Source organism: Dyella sp. 2YAF14 (assembly GCF_052114725.1).
GTDB lineage: Bacteria > Pseudomonadota > Gammaproteobacteria > Xanthomonadales > Rhodanobacteraceae > Dyella.
In genome coordinates this window covers 332,111-349,766 of the sequence record NZ_JBFRFH010000001.1, presented here as the reverse complement: position 1 = coordinate 349,766, position 17,656 = coordinate 332,111, and the positions used below count along the sequence as shown (strand labels likewise).

The 17,656-nt window shown below is 65.8% G+C and carries 12 protein-coding genes; 9 read left to right on the top strand and 3 right to left on the bottom strand.

The window, feature by feature from the left end; all coding sequences use genetic code 11:
- Positions 1 to 3: 3 nt before the first annotated feature.
- Genes AB4Y82_RS01645 through AB4Y82_RS01625 form a run of 5 tightly spaced genes read left to right on the top strand, consistent with a single transcriptional unit; the run spans position 4 to position 5,709 of the window.
- Positions 4 to 1,233, top strand: a complete 1,230-nt coding sequence (locus AB4Y82_RS01645) for an amidohydrolase family protein (RefSeq protein ID WP_441611086.1) — start codon at positions 4 to 6, stop codon at positions 1,231 to 1,233.
- On the top strand, positions 1,233 to 1,934 hold the full coding sequence (locus AB4Y82_RS01640; protein WP_441604559.1) for a class I SAM-dependent methyltransferase: 702 nt from the start codon (positions 1,233 to 1,235) through the stop codon (positions 1,932 to 1,934). Before AB4Y82_RS01645 ends, AB4Y82_RS01640 begins: the two co-directional genes overlap by 1 nt.
- Positions 1,935 to 1,957: 23 nt before the next feature.
- Positions 1,958 to 3,472 (top strand): B12-binding domain-containing radical SAM protein, encoded by a 1,515-nt coding sequence (locus tag AB4Y82_RS01635; RefSeq protein ID WP_441604647.1) that lies wholly within the window; start codon positions 1,958 to 1,960, stop codon positions 3,470 to 3,472.
- A gap of 54 nt (positions 3,473 to 3,526) precedes the next feature.
- Entirely contained in the window at positions 3,527 to 4,600 is a 1,074-nt protein-coding gene (locus tag AB4Y82_RS01630) for a glycosyltransferase family 4 protein (protein WP_441604648.1), read from the top strand.
- The gene (locus AB4Y82_RS01625; RefSeq protein ID WP_441604560.1) at positions 4,597 to 5,709 is read left to right on the top strand and encodes a glycosyltransferase family 4 protein; all 1,113 of its coding nucleotides are present in this window, start codon (positions 4,597 to 4,599) and stop codon (positions 5,707 to 5,709) included. The genes AB4Y82_RS01630 and AB4Y82_RS01625 overlap by 4 nt, the downstream gene beginning before the upstream one ends.
- Here the strand turns inward: AB4Y82_RS01625 and AB4Y82_RS01620 are convergent.
- Together AB4Y82_RS01620 and AB4Y82_RS01615 are read right to left on the bottom strand one after the other, a co-directional pair.
- On the bottom strand, positions 5,673 to 6,923 hold the full coding sequence (locus AB4Y82_RS01620) for a nucleotidyltransferase family protein (protein ID WP_441604649.1): 1,251 nt from the start codon (positions 6,921 to 6,923) through the stop codon (positions 5,673 to 5,675). The genes AB4Y82_RS01625 and AB4Y82_RS01620 overlap by 37 nt on opposite strands.
- 22 nt (positions 6,924 to 6,945) lie before the next feature.
- A complete protein-coding gene (locus AB4Y82_RS01615) occupies positions 6,946 to 8,424 on the bottom strand; it encodes a B12-binding domain-containing radical SAM protein (protein ID WP_441604561.1) in 1,479 nt (492 codons plus the stop codon).
- A 178-nt stretch (positions 8,425 to 8,602) separates the two neighbouring features.
- Between AB4Y82_RS01615 and AB4Y82_RS01610 the strand changes: the two genes are divergently transcribed.
- Both AB4Y82_RS01610 and AB4Y82_RS01605 read left to right on the top strand, forming a co-directional pair.
- The gene (locus AB4Y82_RS01610; RefSeq protein ID WP_441604562.1) at positions 8,603 to 9,634 is read left to right on the top strand and encodes a serine kinase; all 1,032 of its coding nucleotides are present in this window, start codon (positions 8,603 to 8,605) and stop codon (positions 9,632 to 9,634) included.
- A 149-nt stretch (positions 9,635 to 9,783) separates the two neighbouring features.
- Complete coding sequence (locus AB4Y82_RS01605) at positions 9,784 to 11,496, top strand: ATP-binding cassette domain-containing protein (RefSeq protein WP_441604563.1); 1,713 nt, start codon at positions 9,784 to 9,786, stop codon at positions 11,494 to 11,496.
- On the opposite strand, the gene AB4Y82_RS01600 is transcribed toward AB4Y82_RS01605, so the two are convergent.
- On the bottom strand, positions 11,493 to 12,008 hold the full coding sequence (locus AB4Y82_RS01600) for a hypothetical protein (RefSeq protein WP_441604564.1): 516 nt from the start codon (positions 12,006 to 12,008) through the stop codon (positions 11,493 to 11,495). The two genes, AB4Y82_RS01605 and AB4Y82_RS01600, sit on opposite strands and share 4 nt — an antisense overlap.
- 366 nt (positions 12,009 to 12,374) lie before the next feature.
- On the opposite strand from AB4Y82_RS01600, the gene AB4Y82_RS01595 reads away from it, so the two are divergent.
- Positions 12,375 to 13,511, top strand: coding sequence for a response regulator (locus AB4Y82_RS01595; protein ID WP_441604565.1), 1,137 nt, complete (start codon positions 12,375 to 12,377; stop codon positions 13,509 to 13,511).
- 9 nt (positions 13,512 to 13,520) lie between these two features.
- Entirely contained in the window at positions 13,521 to 17,654 is a 4,134-nt protein-coding gene (locus AB4Y82_RS01590; RefSeq protein ID WP_441604566.1) for a response regulator, read from the top strand.
- The last annotated feature ends 2 nt before the right edge of the window (positions 17,655 to 17,656 follow it).

The following is a 17,656-nucleotide window of genomic DNA, read 5'->3' as shown; positions in this document are numbered from 1 at the left end:
GCCATGGACGCCTGGTTCGCTCGAACCCATGCCAGTCTCTGCGGAGCGGCATGCGTCGTGCCTGAGGGCATCACGCGCGGGCCATTGCGGATACGCGGCAGCCGCATCGACGCCTCGGTGCCGGCCTGGGCGCATCGCATCGACCTGCGCGATCACCTGATTTTTCCAGGCCTGATCAACTCGCACGAACACCTGCAGGTGAATGCCGTGCCGCCGTTGCCGGGCGCGCAGGTATTTCCCAACAGCTACGCGTGGATCGAGGCGTTCCAGTCGCACTTCGGCGATGCGGCCGTGTTGGCGGCCCTGCGCGTGCCCAAGGCGCTGCGCCTGCGCCACGGCGCACTGAAAAACCTGTTGGCCGGCACCACCTGCGTGGCGCACCACGATCCCTGGCACGAGGCGCTGGACGCGGAGGATTTCCCGGTGGCGCTGCTGCGCGACTACGGCTGGAGCTATGCGCTGGGCTGGAGCTCGTACGGGCCGCCGGTGCAACAGAGCTTTGCGCAGACGCCGATCGACCAACCCTGGATGATCCATCTGGCCGAAGGCAGCGATGCCACGGCGCAGGGCGAACTGGCGGAGCTGGACGAGCTGGGCGGTCTGGCGGGCCACAGCGTGCTGGTACATGGCGTGGGCATGCGCGAGCAGGATATCGATCGGGTGATCGAACGCGGCGCGGGCGTGGTGTGGTGTCCCACCAGCAATCAACGTCTGTTGGGCCGCACGCTGGATCCTCGTCGCCTGGCCGAGGCGGGACGTCTCGCGCTGGGTACGGATTCCCGGCTCAGCGGTTCGCGCGACCTGCTGGAGGAATTGCGGGCTGCATCGATGCACGCAGACCTCACCCCACAACAGTTGCTTGGCCTGGTCTCCACCGATGCATCGCGACTGCTGCGCCTGCCATGGCACGGCAGCCTGCAGGCTGGCGCGAACGCCGATCTGCTGATCGTGGAAGACCGCGGCGGCGACCCGCAGGCGAGCCTGCTCGGACTGGAGCGCAGCGACATCCGCGCGGTGGTGCGCGACGGTCTGCCGCGCATTGCCGATACCGACTTTGCCGACTGGTTTGCCGTGGCGGGCGTGGAGACCGTGTCAGTGCTGCTGGATGGTCGTCCCAAATTGCTGGCCAAGGCGCTGGCCGATCCCGAGTTGCTGGCGCTGGAACCGGGGCTCGAACTTGCCACGGTGCGCCACGCGCCGGTCAACGCTGTATCCGTCGAGGCGCGCTGCTGATGCTGCACCACACTCCCATCCTCGATCCCTCCGACGCGTATGCGCTGTGGGCTCCCAGCTACCCGGCGCGGGCGCACAACCCGGTGATGCTGGCTGAAGAACGCGCCATGCTCAGCCTGCTGCCGCAGGATTTCAGCGGACGCAACGTGCTCGACGCCGGCTGCGGCACCGGCCGCTATATGCGGCATGCAGTGCAGCGCGGCGCCGCGCGCGTGGTGGGCGTGGACCTGTCGCCCGACATGTTGATGCGCGCTCACGATGAACTGGGCAACGTTCGTCGACGCGCCTCGATCGAATTGATGCAGGGCAGCCTGGACCAGCTGCCGGTCACCGACGCCTGGGCAGACCTGACCATCTGCGGACTGGCCGTGGGCCATGTCGAACAATTGGAGCCCGTGCTCGCCGAGCTGTGCCGCGTCACCCAGCCGGGCGGCATGGTGTTGTGCAGCGACGTCCATCCGATCGGCCATGCGCTGGGCTGGTTGCGCGACTTCAAGGCCGAGGGCCGTCGCTACGCCGTGCGCCACACGGCCCATCTCTACAGCCACTGGCACGCTGCCTGCGGCAGGCTGGGCCTGGATATCGGCTGCGTGCTCGAACCCATGCTCGACCCCACCGATATTCCGCCCGGCGCGCATTTCGACCGCGCCGCGCTGGAGGTGCCGGTCGCCCTTATTTTCCAGCTGTGGCGCAAGCCATGATCACCGCCACGACACGTCCGCCCATGAACCACGCGCCGCACACGATTCTGATCAACCCGACCATCACGTCGCGTTCCAGCGCGCGCTTTCCGCTGTCGTTGCTGCACCTGTCGACCTCGCTCGATCGTGCGGGCAGTAGTCGCATCATCGACGGCAATATGGAGCGCGACTTCGTCCAGCGCACGCTGCACGCGCTGGATGAAGGCCACTGCACGGCGGTCGGCATCAGCGTGATGGGCGGCCCGCAGATCGAGCCGGCCATCGCGGTGTCACGCGCGATTCGCGCGCATCGGCCCGACGTGCCCATTGTGTGGGGCGGCTATTTTCCCACGCTCTATACCGAGACGGCGCTCCGTGCGCCGTACGTGGATTACGCGATACGCGGGCAGGGCGAAGACAGCCTGCCGGAACTGGTCGCCGCCCTGCATGCGGGCGATCCGGACAAGCTTTCCACCATCAACGGCCTGTCTTGGCTCAAGGATGGCGAGCTGGTCAACAACACGAGCCGGCCGTTCTCCCGCAATGGGCCGCCGACGGTATTGCCGTACGAGAAGCTCGGCGATCCCAGCCGCTATCTGGCGCGTACGTTCCTCGGTCGTCGCACGGCTGCGCATCAGGCGTCGGTGGGTTGCCGATTCCGTTGCACGTTCTGTGGCGTGGCCGCGATGTTTGGCGGCGCCACCGCGCTGCCGCCGCTAGAGCGTCTGGAACGCGATCTCAAATACCTGAAGTACGAGCTGGGCGCCGATTCCATCCAGTACTTCGACCACAATTTCTTCGACCGCGAGCAGGACATGATTCCGCTGCTGGAAATCATGGCGCGCTATGAGCTGCCCTGGTGGTGCTATGCGCGCGCGGATGCCTTGCTCAATCTCTCCGAGAGTACCTGGAAGCTGGTGCGCAAGAGTCGCCTGCGCATGGCCTACATCGGCGCGGAATCGGCGAGCCCGACCATGCTGAAGGAAATCCGCAAAGGCACGCGTCCGGACCAGACGCTGGCGGTGGCCGAGCTGTGCCGGCGGCATGGGGTGATCCCCGAGCTGTCCTTCATGGTCGCGCCGCCGGAGAACTCCGAAGAGGAGACCGAGCATACGTTCGAGTTCATCCGCGAACTCAAGCGCGTCAATCCGCAATCGGAAATCATCGTCTACGTCTATACGCCGCTGCCGGAAAGCAGCAAGCATGAGAAGGATCGCGGCAAGCGTGCTTCCACGCCGCTGCTCGACCTCAACGGCGAGCCCCTGGTGTTTCCCTCGACACCGGAGGAATGGACGCAGAAGCGGTGGGTGGACTACGCCTGCCATGCGGATGCGCCATGGGTGACCGACAAGCTGCGTCAACGCATCCACGATTTTGTCACCGTGCTTCGCTGCCGTTATCCGACTGTGCAGGACCTGCGTTCGCCGACCTGGGCCAAGCGCACGCTGTCCGCGGCGGCCTCGTGGCGCTACCGGATGCGTCGCTACGACCGGCCGTGGGAGTTGAATCTCGCCAACCGCCTGGTGCGCCTGCGCATGCCTCAGGTTTCGGGACTCTGACCCGTGCCATTGCATGTTGCGCAGATCAATTTTATTCCTGCACCGGTGGACCTCATGCCGGCTGACATCCTCCAAACATGGCCTTCGCTGGTGGACATTGCCGAGATCGCCGCGAGCGCAGGCACGCGGGTCAGCGTGGTGCAACTGGCGGCGCATGCGCAGAGCCTGCAGCGCAACGGCGTCGACTATCACTTTGTCGCGGGCCATGACGGCAACGCCACCGATCGCGTTCGACGGATCGCCCGGTTGCTCGGCGAGTTGAACGTCGAGGTGGCACATGTCCACAGTCTTGGCGCAGCCGGCGATGCCTATGCGCTGTCGCGCGCGCTGCCGCAACTGCCGATCCTGTTGCAGGATCACGCCGACCGCATGCCGCCGCGTTGGCGCCGGCTGCGCTGGCGGCGCTGGTACGCGGCGGCGGCAGGCGTTGCCTTCACCGCGCCGGAACTTGCGCGCCCATACGTGACGGCTGGCCTGCTGGGCTTGTCGACGCGACTGTTCGTGATACCCGAATCCACCAGCCGCTTCACCCCGGGCAGTCGCGAGCAGGCGCGGGCCGAGACCGGTCTGCACGGTGACCCCTGCGTGGTCTGGGTGGGGCATCTGCAGTCCGGCAAGGATCCCTTGACGGTGCTGGATGGTGTCGCCGAGGCATCAACGCATCTGCCTGGCCTGCAACTGTGGTGCGCCTTTGGCAGCGCGCCGTTGCTGGCGCAGGTGCAGCAGCGCATCGATGGCGATGCGCGCCTGCACGGGCGCGTGCATCTGCTGGGCAAGGTGCCTCACGAGCAGGTGCAGTCGCTGATGCGCGCCGCCGATATCTTCGTGTCAGGCAGCCATGCGGAAAGCTGCGGCTACGCCCTGCTGGAGGCGATGGCCTGCGGCGTGACGCCGGTGGTGACCAATATTCCTTCGTTTCGCGCCTTGGTAGGCGACATGGGCGAGCTATGGCCGCGCGGCGACGCCAAGGCGCTGACCAGCGCCTTGTTGCGCAGTGCGACGCGCCGCCCGTCGGCTGCCGACGTGCGCCGTCATTTCGACCGCTGTCTGTCGCTGCAGGCGGTGGGTCACCGCTGGGCCGACGCGTATGCACAGCTGCACGCCGGTCGGCGGGGAGGCGCCGCATGAAACTGGCGCTGGTAGTCCCCGGCGGCGTCGATCGCAGCGGCGAATTCCGCGTGATCCCCGTGTTGCTGGCCTTGATTCGCCGTCTTGCCTGCGAGCACGAAGTGCACGTGTTTGCCCTGCGCCAGGAAGCGTCGGCCGACTGCTGGCATCTGGCCGGCGCGCACATCCACAACATCGGCGATGGCTGGTCGCGCCTGCGCGCCATCCAGGCGATACGCAACGAGCATCGCCGTGCGCCGTTTGACCTGGTGCAGGCGATTTTTTCCGGCTCATGCAGTTTCGTAGCGGTGGCGGCAGCGATGCTGCTGCGCCTGCCCAGCTTCGTGCATATCGCCGGCGGCGAGCTGGTCGCATTGCACGATATCGGCTATGGCGGCCGCCAGCGCCTGAAAGGGCGGATTCGCGAAGCGCTGGTGCTGCGCAGTGCGGACGCCGTGACCGCGGCGAGCGTGCCCATCATCGACTCGCTGCAGGCGCTGGGACTGCGCGCCCGTCGCGTGCCGCTGGGCGTGGATCTGCGCGCGTGGCCGCCGTTGCCGCCGCGCTGTCGTCGCACCGGTCGCGCGCGCTTGATCCATGTGGCAAGCCTCAATCGCGTCAAGGATCAATCGACCTTGCTGCGGGCGCTGACCGTGCTGGCCGAATCGGGTGTGGACTTCCAGATGGATATCGTGGGCGTGGACACGCTCGATGGCGAGATCCAGCGACTTGCGCGCGAGCTGCGGCTCAACGGCCACGTGCACTTTCATGGTTTCAAGACGCAGCGCGAGTTGCGGCCGATGATGGAAGCGGCCGACGTGCTGGTGATGTCATCGCGCCATGAGGCCGGACCGCTGGTATTGCTGGAAGCGGCAGTGATGGGGCTGCCCACGGTCGGCACCGCCGTGGGCCATCTGGCGGAATGGTCGCCGAGTGCGGCGTTGGCAGTACCGGTGGGTGATTGGGCAGCGCTGGCGGAGTCGATCAGGCAGGTATTGGCCGATGACGAGCTGCGCCTGCGCCTGGCGGTGGCTGCGCAGCGTCGCGCGGTCACCGAAGATGCGGACTACACCGCCCGCGCCTTCGAAGCACTTTATCTGCAGGTGCTGACGGCCGGTTCCGGGCGCTGAGCCCGGCTCGTGGTGGTTTGCGTCAGCGCGGCGCGCACCACGTACATGGTGTCCATGCGTGGCACCGAACGGGTCAGCAGGGTGACGATGCGGCTCAGCTGGCGCGACTTCGCCCATGGCGAGCCTTGCAGCCAGAGCTGGGTGCGGATCATGTCGTCGCGTTCCTGCTTGGCCTCCTCGGAGGGGCGCAGGCGGTTGAGCAGGTAGTGGCCTGCTTCGCGTACCGAGCGCACCCATTCCAGGCCCGGCCACGCATGCAGCCACAGCTCCGAGCAGGACACCTGGGTGAGCGTGTGATGGCGCGAGACGCTGCGCAGCAGCGCATGACAGTCCAATTCCAGCTCGTACAGCAAGGCAGCCGGCACGGCGCCCTGGTAGTAGCGCGACACCAGCTGCAGCGGCGGCAGTGCCCACCACGGTGCCTCGTCGGTGTCGTGATCCCACAGGACATGCCAGTCGTTGCGCTGCATGCGCGAGGCCAGCAGCGAAATGTCGTTGAGATGGATCAGGCGCAGCGTGCGGCTGCAGATATTGCCCGCGGCATGCAGCAGCAGATGGCACATCAACGCACCGAGCGAGGGGTAGGGCTGGATGCCCGGCAATGGATGGCGCGGATAGATGCGCTCAGTGATATCGACGGTCGCCACCGGCAGCCGTTCCTGGATACGCGTATGCAGCTCGATATTGACCGGCGTGTCGCGATGGTCGCCCAGGCCCACCGTCGGCGTGCCATGGAGCGGTTTGTAGACGCGGTGTTTCCAGCACGCGTAGGACTGCGCGTAACCCAGCGCTTCCAGCAAGGCGCCGGCGCGTTCGGCGTCGGCTTCGCTGACCAGCAGGTCGATGTCGGCCATCGGCCGTTCGCCCGGCGAGTAGACGCCGAGCGCATGCAACGCCGAACCCTTCAGCGCGACCAGCGCAATACCCGCATGGCGCGCATCGGCATCGATGCGTTTCAGCAGGGAGGCGATGCGTTGATGGCGCAGTGCCACGTGTTCGTACTGGCTGTCGATGAAACGGGACCATCCCGGGTTCTGCCAGCGCGGCTGCAGGGCGAACAACGACGCGACGCCGTGCGCGGCAGCTACCGCGGTGGCCAGCCGCCATTCCAGTTCGGTCCAGCCCGGCGTCTCGCCGCTGGGGTGGGCCAGTTCGGCAGCCAGCATCTCGGTGGTGTGTTTCAGACCGGATTTGATGGCGTCCAGCGGTGGCATGGAGGTGGACATGGCGAAGGCATCACACATGGCACGAGGTTCGCGGTCGCAGCGTGATCTCTGCGGCGCCGGTGCGGTGCACCGCCTCGGTGGCGATCAGGGCGTCCCAGCGCGCGTCCAGCGCATGCGCCGCCGTGCGATGGCGATCGGTCTGGCCCACCACTTTCCACTGCTGCACGATCGCCTGTTCGTGCAGCAGGTCGCGCACGTGGCGATAGAACTCCGAATCGTAAGCGCCCTGGAACATCATGGCGAGGTCATCGCTGTCCTGCCAATGCGTCTTCTCGCCGAGCTGCGCCTTCACCTGTTCGTAGAAGCGCGTGCCGGGCAGGGGATAGGACACGCTCACGCCGATGTCATCAGGCGCGGCGCGGGTAATCAGATCGCGCGTGGCCATCAGGTCCTCGAGCTGCTCGCCCAGATAGCCCAGCTGGATGAAATAGCCCACCCGAATGCCTGCCGCGCCGAGCCGCTCGCGCGCCGTGATCAGTTCTTCGACCTTGGTGCCCTTGTTCATGTGATCGAGCACGCGCTGGCTGCCGCTCTCCGCCCCGATCCATGCCTCCTTGCAACCGGCGTGGCTCAGTGCTGCAGCCATGCGCTCGCTCATCAGGTCCGCGCGGGTCTGGATGGTGAAGGGAATGGAACCGTTCGATGCATTCACATGCGCAGCGAATGCCTCCACCCAATCCACGTGGAAGCCAAAGATGTCGTCGGCCAACCAGATGTGGTCGGCCTGGAAGGTGTGCTTGAGGTAACTCATCTCCGCCGCCACGTCTTCAGCGGTGCGGCGGTTGTAGTGATTGCCCCAGATCGGCTTGGCGCACCAGTTGCAGCGGAACGGGCAGCCGCGCGAAGCCGCCATGTTGAGGCTGAAATAGCCGTGGCGTTCTTTCCACAGCGTGCGGTAGCGCTCGATGTCGACCAGGTCCCACGCAGGCTGGCCGACGATGCGCGGATCGGGCGGCACGGCGCCGATTCGCGTCAGCTGCAACTGTCCGGCGCTGCGCGAGGCAACCCCGGGAAGGTTGGCCACCCAATCCTGGGTGCTGATCGTCGGATTCTTGTCGAGCCGTCCCATCAGTTCGATCAACGGCGCGACGCCTTCGCCGATCAACACCGCATCGGCGCCGGCTGCGAGAAAAGCCTCCGGCTGATCGGAAGCATCGGAACCGGCAACGATCACGCGTGCACCGTTGGCGCGCGCCATGGCGATCATCTCGCATGCGGCGTCGCGCATGCGGCCAAGACACATCTTGGTCAGGTAGTTGAAGTTGTCTTCATAGATGACAACGACCTTGGGCGACGCGGCGCGCAAGGACGTGTCGAATTCGTCCACGCCTTCGGCGAGCATGGAGTCGAACAGCGAAACCTCGTGGCCCATGCGCCGCAACAAGGCAGCAACATGCAGGGTCGCGAGCGGCGGATACGGCTTGCCGCGCTCCCATTGCTTGCGGTCGAACCGCAGGAAGTAGGAGTGGCCGACCTGAATCGTTAGCATCTTCGAAGAGCCTCAATGGGTGAGCCCGTTCCACGGCAGACCGACGGCCCGGTCTCCTGCGTTCAAAGCTCGTCGCACGTGAGTGCCGGGCAGGGACGCAGGGGTTGCGGGCTGTTTCGAAAATATTTCGATGTCGCCGCGTGAAGGCTTGTGCTATCACAGCGCCGCAACCCTGCGAATGAAGCTCATGGCCGCGACCTTGGACCTCCTGACGGGCGATCTCAGCCCCGATCCCTTCCTCGAACGGATGCCTGAACGGTATTCGATGGACGTCCATGTGCTGGGCGGCCATTTCCATTTCACCAGCGACAGCGCCGCGCTGATCGACGTGGTGGCGACGGCCTATGCGGGCCTGCCAGCCCACGCGCTGCCGGTGGCGTCACCGGGCTTTCACGTCGAGCTGCGACTCGCACCTGCCGGTGCCGGGCCATCGACGGAGGATCTCCCGCCGGCGCGCATGCAGTCGGGGGCTGGTTTCCTGTGCGGCGTGATGGACGCAAACAACTATGCGGTGCTGTTTCCCGAACAGCGCCGGGCGCTGGTGGTGGCCTCCGCCGATCAGCTGGTGCGTCCGTATCACCTGCGTTATGAGCTGATCGAATTCGCCGTGTTCACGCTGGCCACGCGTGCGCTTTCACTGGCGCCGCTGCACGGCGCCTGCGTGGGCTGGCACGGGCGGGCTGCGCTGGTGATGGGCAGCAGCGGTGCGGGCAAGTCCACGCTGGCCTTGCACAGCCTGCTGCGGGGCATGGACTTTCTTTCCGAGGATGCGGTGTTCGTGCATCCGCCAAGCGGAAAGGTCACCGGCGTGGCGAACTATCTGCACGTGCAGGCGGACGCCCTGCGTTTCGTCGACGAGCAGCGCCTGCGTGACTGGATCGGGCAATCGCCCGTGATCCGCCGCCGCAGCGGCGTGGAGAAGTACGAAGTGGACCTGCGCCATGGCCACGGTCGGCTGGCGCCGGAGCCGCTGGAGCTGGCCTGCGTGGTGTTCGCTTCGGCCCGGTCGGCCGATGATCCGCAGGCCTTGGTGCAGGCCATTCCCGATCACCAGATCGAAGAGCGCCTGCGCGCGGAACAGCCCTACGCGGCGTCGCAGCCAGGGTGGGACGCGTTCGTCGGCGCGATCCGGCGGCGTGGCGCGTACGAGCTGCGGCGTGGCCGTCATCCCGCTGACTCGGTCGACGCCTTGATGCAGCTGTTGGGCTGACGCGACCGCCGCGGCATGCAACCTTCCATGCCCCGCCGCGCACCCATGGGCATGGGAGCTGAAGCGGATCGAGAGGTTTTTCTGCACTGTCATCAGGTGCCACCTGTGCCGCGACGGGCGCGTGTAAGAAGTCGTGTGGTTGGTTAGTCATGCAGAACGCAACCGCACGATCGCATCAGCAGTTACGTGGCCTGTCGCGGCCTTTTTTTGCCACGCTCGCCAGCCTCGGGGCTGGCGGCATCGCGTGGTATGTCGCGTTGTCGCTGGCCAGCGCGCTGATCGGCAATCTCGCTGCGATCTGCCTGGTGCCGCTGGTCGAGCCGGGCCAGCCCTTGCCGTCGGGTTTTGGCTGGCTGGTGCGCGGCCAGGCCGATACGCAAGCGGTGGCCTTCCTGGTGGCGTCAGCACTGTTCGCCTTGCTGCGTTGGCAGGCTGCGCGCGTCGGTGCGCGCCTGAGCGGGCGTTATGCGATGACGCTCAGGCAGACGGTGCATGCCCGTCTGATCGATGCACGACTGTCGTCGTTGTCGGATGCCACCTCGGCCGAGGTGGCCAATGTGCTCACCTACAATATCGAAGTCGTCACCCAGGGCTTCAACGCGCTATTGCAGTTGCTGGTAGCCGGCATGACCGCGGCCGTGACGCTGGCCATGGCGTTGTGGTTGTCGCCACCGCTGTTGCTGGCGGTTCCGTTCGTGCTGGCTTTCGGCTTGATCGCTGCTCGCATCAGCAGTCGCGAGCAGGTGGTGGTGAGCCGGCAATACGTGGCCGATCTCACGCGCCTGTTCTGGTTGAGCGAGGATTTCCCGCGGCGCTGGCGGCATATCCGCTCCTTTGGGCGCGAAGACGCCGAGAAGGCCCATTACGCCGATATCGCGCAGCGGCTTGGCCGCGGCTATCGACGTCAGCAGGAGTTGATCGCGTCCGGTCGGCTCGCGCTGGAGATGCTGGCAGCGCTCGGTATTGCGTCGATCTTCCTGATCGCCAATCGATGGCACGGCGTGGACCGTGCCGCCCTGATCGCGGTATGCCTGTTGCTGGGGCGTCTGCTGCCTTATCTCGTCTCCACCCGGCAAGGGTTCCAGCAGGTTCGCTCTTCCATACCGGCGTTCGAACTGTGGCTTCGCCATGTGGGCATGGCTGCGGCCAAGGCACCGCAGGCGGCCTCTTCGGCACGCTTGAACGAGGCCCTGCATATCCATCAGCTTCGGCTTGAGGCGCCCACGGCGCTGGACTTGCGCGAACTCACCCTGGTGCCCGGTGAACTGACCCTGGTCTGCGGCGATTCGGGCATCGGCAAGAGCAGCCTGGTCGATGTGCTCGCAGGCATGGTGACGCCCGCCATGTTCCGTGCGAGGGTCGGCGGCAAATCCATCGACTTCGCCAGCTACGCCGCACTCGTGCGCAAGTCGGCCTATGTGAGCCAGAGCGTGCGACCGTGGCAAATCACCGTGCGCGAATGCCTGTTGTGGGCCGCGCCGGATGCCACGGAGGCGATGATGCTGCAGGCGCTGGTCGACGTTGGCCTGGGCAAGCGCCTCGCCGATGCATCCACCGCGCTGGATACGACCTTGAACAGTTCGTCCAGCCGCCTGTCTGGCGGCGAGCTGCAGCGCTTGCTGCTGGCCCAGGTGCTGCTGCACGGGCCGGCGATCGCGCTGCTGGACGAGGCCACCAGCGCGCTGGATGCGGAGTCGGAACTGTCCGTGCTTTCCGTGCTCAAGCGCCGCTTGTCGCAAACGGTGCTGATTGTGGTATCCCATCGCGCCGGCGTCGCCGCGGTAGCCGATCAATGCCTGGCGATAGCCGAGGGCAGCGCCACGGTGACGGTGGTGGAAGCCCGGGACGCGGCTGCTTCCTAAGAACCACCCAGCGCATTCGGGTTGGGCGGCAGCGGGCCGAGAAACATCGCGCGCAGCCGCTCCACGCCGATCACGCGCGCCAGTTCGGCAAACACGCAGTAGTTGAAGATCAACACCAGCAGCAGGATCTGGATCGCCCAGAAGTGTGCCCAGTTCATGCTGGCGACGAGCTGGTGATTGGCGGCGGAAAGATCGTGCGTGTCCTTCCAGAACTCGTGCAGACGCTCCAGGTAGTGGATGAAGGTGGCGACCACGGTGTAGATCACGGTTTTCCATGCCGCGTTCCAGATCAGCGGTTTTTCCGGAAAGCGGTTGATGAAGGGCAGCATATTGGCAAGCAGCACCGCCTTGCCCAGGATCAGCGCGGAAATGAGCACCGTGGCGAAGGTGGGCAGCGACAGGCCGGTTCCCCGTGTCAGCAGCGCGCGCACCAGCAGGACGATATTGAGCATGACGAAGAAGAAGATGGTGGGCGGCAGCATCTTCAACATTTCGTGTTTGATTTTCGCCATGGCTCCCATGCTGTTCTCCGCCGATGCGCCAGGCCGGGTGGGGTCGGGGATCACCTGCGCCGGAGGCGTCCCGCGAAGCGTAGACCCGGGCTATTTCATACGCTTGGATACACAGGGTGCTAGCGAACATCTACGTGCATATGACTAAGTAATTTCCCCTAAGTAGATGCAGATCTGGCGAGGCTCACGCAGAGGACACGGACCTACGCGCGATCTTCACGTCGGTTGCGCGCTTATTCCGGCTGGGAAACCAGCGCGCACGTCGCGTCTTTGCGGCATCGGCAGGGTTCCCCGCGGGGGATTGGACATGCCTTATGGCCTGCAACCACGACGACTCATCACACCGCATGCGGAAGGAGCGTTGCCATGGGTGCGACTGGCGTGACCGGCATCCCCACCGTATTGGTGGTGGACGATGCCCCCGACAACCGGATGATCCTGTGCGAACTGCTGACGCCGCTTTATCGCGTCATCGAGGCGCCGGACGGTGAGACCGCCATGCACATGGCCGCCGCCGAACAACCGGACATCATCCTGCTGGATGTGGTGATGCCGGGCATGTCGGGCTTCGATGTCTGTCGCCAGCTGAAGTCCCATGGCGAGACGCGCGGCATCCCCGTGATCTTCCTGACGTCGTTGAACGCGCCCGAGGATGAAACGCGCGGGCTGGTGCTGGGCGGCGTCGACTACATCACCAAGCCGGTGAATCCGCCGGTGGTGATGGCGCGCGTGGCCAACCATCTGCGCCTGCGGGCGGCGGCGGATTTCCTGCGCGACCAGAATGCCTTTCTCGAACAGGAGATCTCGCGCCGCACGCGCGAAGTGACGGCCATCCAGGAGGCCACCGTGGTCGCGCTCACCTCGTTGGCGGAGACACGCGACAACGAAACGGGCAATCACATCCGGCGCACGCAGCATTACGTGAAAGCGCTGGCGGACAAGTTGCAGGATCACCCGCGTTTCGCCGCGACGCTGGATGAAGTCACGCGCCAGATGCTGTTCCAGTCGGCGCCGCTGCACGACATCGGCAAGATCGGCATACCCGATCGCATCCTGCTCAAACAGGGACGCCTGACGCCTGAAGAATACGAGATCATGAAGACGCACACGACGCTGGGGCGCGACGCCTTGCAGCGCGCCGAAGAGCGGCTCACCACGCCCGTGTCGTTTCTGCGCATCGCCAAGGAGATGGCCTATGGCCACCAGGAGCGCTGGGACGGCAGCGGCTATCCGCAGGGGCTCAAAGGAAATGCGATTCCCATCTCGGCACGCCTGATGGCGGTCGCCGATGTCTATGATGCCTTGATCAGCAAGCGCGTCTACAAGCAGGGCATGACGCACGATGCGGCGGCAGCGGCGATTGCCGCCAAGCGCGGTATCGATTTCGATCCCGACATCGTGGATGCCTTTCTTTCCATCCAGGACACGTTTCGCGGTATAGCCCATCGTTTTGCCGATGACGAGGCCGCCCACAGTGGCTCGGCGCATCACCTGGCGACCTGACGCTACGCCATGAACGCGCTGCTCGAACGCCTGCAACGCCTGTCGCTACGTCGACGACTGCAGCTGGGGTTTGGCGGCATCCTTCTGCTGATGACCTTGCTGAGTGTGTACAGCCTTGGCGTACAGCATCTGCAGAAAGAACAGATGCGCCGGCTCTACGAGCAGGACATGCAAGGCCTGCTGCATATCGAGGCGGCACGTGCCGCGCTGGCCGACATGGGGCAGGATCTGCGCGAAGCCGTCTTCATGCGCCAGGGTCCGGCGCGCGCGGAGGCGCTGTACCAGCTGGCCGGAGCGCATACGCTGGTGCGACGCGAAATCGAGCTGGCCAGGACCAGGATCTACCGCGACGCCATTGTGCGCAGCCTGGCCGAGTTCGAGCTCGCATTCTCCGACTATGAGCGGCGGGTGGATACCATCGCCGAACTGCTGGAAACCAAGGCGGACAGTGGGCGCTCCGCCGCCGATCTGATCGTGTCGCCGGAATTTCAGCGCGCCGACGAAGCGGCCAAGCATGCGCTTGAGCGCGTTGAACGCCTCAAGCGGGAAGGGGCCGACGACGAGGTCAAGAACGCCAATGCCCGCTACCTGTTCGGCGTGCAGCTCACGGTCTGGTTGCTGATCCTGGGACTGGTGGCCGGCGTGCTGTTCGGCAGCCTGATCAGCCGCACCATCCGGCGACCCGCCGCCGCCTTTCGGCGCGCACTGGATTCGTTGAGCGCCGGGCAACTGGATATCGCGGTGCCTTATACGGAGTATCCAAACGAAGCCGGCGAACTGGCGCGCGCCATCGTCACCTTGCGGGACGAGGCGCGGCAGATGGCGGCGCGGCGCTGGGTGAAGACACACGTGGCAGCGATCGCCGGCGAGCTGCAATCGCTGACCGGGATGGATGCGCTGGCCGATCGCTTCCTCTGCGCACTCGCGCCCCTGCTGGCGATCAACCATGGCGCGCTCTATATCTTCGAACCGGGCATGCAGCGACTGCGTTTGACAGGCAGCTATGCCGCCGCCGATGCGCGCGAGTTCGTCATGCTGGGCGAGGGGCTGGTGGGACAATGCGCGCTGGATGGCAAGACGCTCAGCCTGCGCGAGGTGCCGGCGGACTACCTCAAGATTGCCTCCGGCCTGGGCGGCACCAGGCCCGCCCAGCTCGTGGTGATGGCTATCCTGCGCAACGATCGACCGCTGGGCGTGGTGGAACTGGCCAGCCTGTCGCCATTCGATGAGGCGCAGCTGGAACTGCTGGACGAATTGATGCCGCTGCTGGCGATGAACGTGGATCTGCTCGAGCGCGCCGCGGATCTGCGCAGTCTGCTCGCCAAGAGCCAGGAGCACGCCGAACTGGCCGCGCGGCAGGCCACCACGCTTTCGGAGAAAACCAGGGAGCTGGAGGCCACCCAGCGCGCCATCGAAGCCGCCCGTGCGTGGTATCGCGGAATCATTGAATCGGCACCCGACGGCATGATGATCGTCGACCAGGAGGGGCGCATCCTGCTGGCCAATCCGCGTCTGGAGACCATTTTCGGCTATGCCAAGGGCGAACTGGACGGCGTGCCGGTGGAACAGCTCGTGCCTGCCGGCATCCATGGGAAACACCGGGGGCTGCGCGGAGCGTTCTTCGCCGAGGGCGTCAGCCGCAAGATGGGTCGAGGCAATGTCGATCTGCGCGGCAGGCGCAGGGACGGCAGCGAGCTGTCGGTGGAGATCGGCGTGTCGTTCCTGCCCGAACTGGACGGGCAGGGCCGTTGCGTCTGCGCCGCCGTGCGTGACGTGAGCGAGCGTCGGATGATGGAGATGGCGCTGGTGCAGAGCCAGGAGCGCCTGCAGACCATCCTCGACAACTCGCCCATCAGCATTGCGGTCTCCACGCAGGGACGCATCTGCTTTGCCAATCCGAAATTCGTGGAGACCTTCGGCACCGGCCTGGGCGACAGTACCGCGCCGATCTACGTGGAAACCGCGGCGCGCGCGCATATCTGGGCGACGCTGGCGCGGGAAGGCTCGGTGACCAATGAAGAGATCCGCATGCACGATGCGCAGCGTCGCGAACGCGACATGGTGGCGACGTTCCTGCCGATCGATTTCGACGGCGAAGCGGGCGTGCTTGCCTGGTTGCTCGATGTCACCGAAGCAAGGGCGGCCGAAGCGGCCATCCGCCACGCCAAAGAAGTGGCCGAGGAGGCCACACGGGCAAAGAGCGCCTTCCTCGCCAATATGAGCCACGAGATCCGCACGCCGATGAACGCCATCATCGGCATGAGTCATCTCGCGCTGGAGTCGTCGCAGGATGCCAGGCAGCGCGGCTACCTGGAGAACATCCATCGATCCGCGGAAAACCTGCTGCGCATCATCAACGACATTCTCGATTTTTCCCGTATCGAAGCCGGTGGCATGAGCCTGGAGCGGGTGGCGTTCAATCTGGACGACGTGATTGGCCAGGTCGCCGGCATCATCGGCCTCAAGGCGCAGGAGAAGGGCCTGGACTTGCTGTTCGAATACGGCGCGGGTCTGCGCCGTTACTGGATCGGCGATCCGCTGCGGCTGGGACAGATCCTGATCAACCTGGGCAACAACGCGGTGAAATTCACAGAGCACGGCGCCATCGTGGTGGGCATCGAGCAGTCCGGCGCGGAGGGCGATGAGGTGATCCTGCACGCCCGCATTCGCGACACCGGCATCGGCATGACGGAGGAACAGTGCCAACGCATTTTCCATCCCTTCGTGCAGGCCGATTCGTCCACCACGCGAAAATACGGCGGCTCCGGACTGGGCCTGGCGATCTCCAAAACACTGGCGGAAATGATGGGCGGCACGATCTGGGTCGACAGCGCGCCGGGACAAGGATCCACCTTTCACGTCGAAGTGCGCGTGGGCGCGGCGCCAGAGGGGGCAGGTGAGAGGCCGTGGCTGGCGCCGGCAGGTACACGGCTGCTCGTCGTCGAAGGTGGCGCGGTGACGCGTGCCGTCGTCGCCGGCATGGCACGCAGGCTGGGCTTTGAGGTGGATGCGGTGGCGAGCGACGAGCAGACGCAGCAGCAGCTGGCGGACGCCAGGGACGCGGCACGCCCGTACAGCGTCGTGCTGATCGATGCGCGCTTGCCCGGCTTCCAAACCGTCATCGACAAACTGAAGCAACCCGCGCACGCGACGGGCGCGGAGCAACTGGTGGTGATCGCCTTTGTCCAGGGCGACGACGCTGCCATCGCCCATGCCATGGAGGTGGATGCACGCCTTGATGTGCTGACCAAGCCAATCACGCCGAAGGGCTTGCGCGAGTCGTTGCGGAACGCGCTTGCGCCGGCCTTGGCAGGCTCAACCCAGATGACGGCTCATCCGTCGCAACCTGAGGCCGTGTCGCTCGCCGGTAGCCGCGTGCTCCTGGTGGAGGACAACGATCTCAACCGCGAGCTGGCCACCGAATTGCTGCGGCGCGCGGGCATCGAAGTCGTCACGGCCGGCAACGGGCGCGAAGCGCTGGAGCGCCTGAGGCAGGATGCCGATGTCGACGGCGTGCTGATGGATTGCCAGATGCCGGTGATGGATGGCTACGCCGCGACGCGCGCCATCCGTGAGCAATTGCACCTCACCGCCCTGCCCATTATCGCGATGACGGCCGACGCGCTCGCTGCCGATCGCGAGAGGGCGATCGCGGCGGGCATGAACGACCACATCGCCAAGCCGCTCGACATCCGCCGCATGTTCGCCACCATGGCGCGATGGATCAAACCGCGTCACGCGGAGTCTGCATCGCCTGGGCCTGGCGGGGAAACCGTGGTGGCCTCGGCTGTGCTTCCCGGCATCGATCAAGCGGCGGGTCTGCGCACCTGTGGCGACAACGCCTCGCTGTATCGGCGGCTGCTGCACCTGTTCCTCGAGAGCAACGCGCACTTCGAGCAGTCATTCCATCAGGCGAGGCAGGGGGACGACGCGTCTGTGGCCTATCGCATGGCCCACACCCTGCGTGGATCGGCCGCCAACATCGGCGCGATCGATGTCGCCGCGGCCGCCGGCGAGTTGCAGCATGCTTGCAAGGAAGGTGCGCCACCAGAGGAGGTCGAGCGCCTGCTGAACAAGCTGATGAAGGCCCTGGGTCCCGTGCTCGATGGCCTGTCCCGATACGACGCGCCACCGGCGAGCTGATG

What these genes read in the sequence shown, in the direction of transcription:
- AB4Y82_RS01620 (WP_441604649.1), bottom strand. Translation starts at nt 6,923, where the DNA reads ATGCCACCGCTGGACGCCATCAAATCCGGTCTGAAACACACCACCGAG.
- AB4Y82_RS01605 (WP_441604563.1), top strand. Translation starts at nt 9,784, where the DNA reads ATGCAGAACGCAACCGCACGATCGCATCAGCAGTTACGTGGCCTGTCG.
- AB4Y82_RS01635 (WP_441604647.1), top strand. Translation starts at nt 1,958, where the DNA reads ATGAACCACGCGCCGCACACGATTCTGATCAACCCGACCATCACGTCG.
- AB4Y82_RS01630 (WP_441604648.1), top strand. Translation starts at nt 3,527, where the DNA reads ATGCCGGCTGACATCCTCCAAACATGGCCTTCGCTGGTGGACATTGCC.
- AB4Y82_RS01610 (WP_441604562.1), top strand. Translation starts at nt 8,603, where the DNA reads ATGAAGCTCATGGCCGCGACCTTGGACCTCCTGACGGGCGATCTCAGC.
- AB4Y82_RS01625 (WP_441604560.1), top strand. Translation starts at nt 4,597, where the DNA reads ATGAAACTGGCGCTGGTAGTCCCCGGCGGCGTCGATCGCAGCGGCGAA.
- AB4Y82_RS01590 (WP_441604566.1), top strand. Translation starts at nt 13,521, where the DNA reads ATGAACGCGCTGCTCGAACGCCTGCAACGCCTGTCGCTACGTCGACGA.
- AB4Y82_RS01595 (WP_441604565.1), top strand. Translation starts at nt 12,375, where the DNA reads ATGGGTGCGACTGGCGTGACCGGCATCCCCACCGTATTGGTGGTGGAC.
- AB4Y82_RS01645 (WP_441611086.1), top strand. Translation starts at nt 4, where the DNA reads ATGGACGCCTGGTTCGCTCGAACCCATGCCAGTCTCTGCGGAGCGGCA.
- AB4Y82_RS01615 (WP_441604561.1), bottom strand. Translation starts at nt 8,424, where the DNA reads ATGCTAACGATTCAGGTCGGCCACTCCTACTTCCTGCGGTTCGACCGC.
- AB4Y82_RS01640 (WP_441604559.1), top strand. Translation starts at nt 1,233, where the DNA reads ATGCTGCACCACACTCCCATCCTCGATCCCTCCGACGCGTATGCGCTG.
- AB4Y82_RS01600 (WP_441604564.1), bottom strand. Translation starts at nt 12,008, where the DNA reads ATGGCGAAAATCAAACACGAAATGTTGAAGATGCTGCCGCCCACCATC.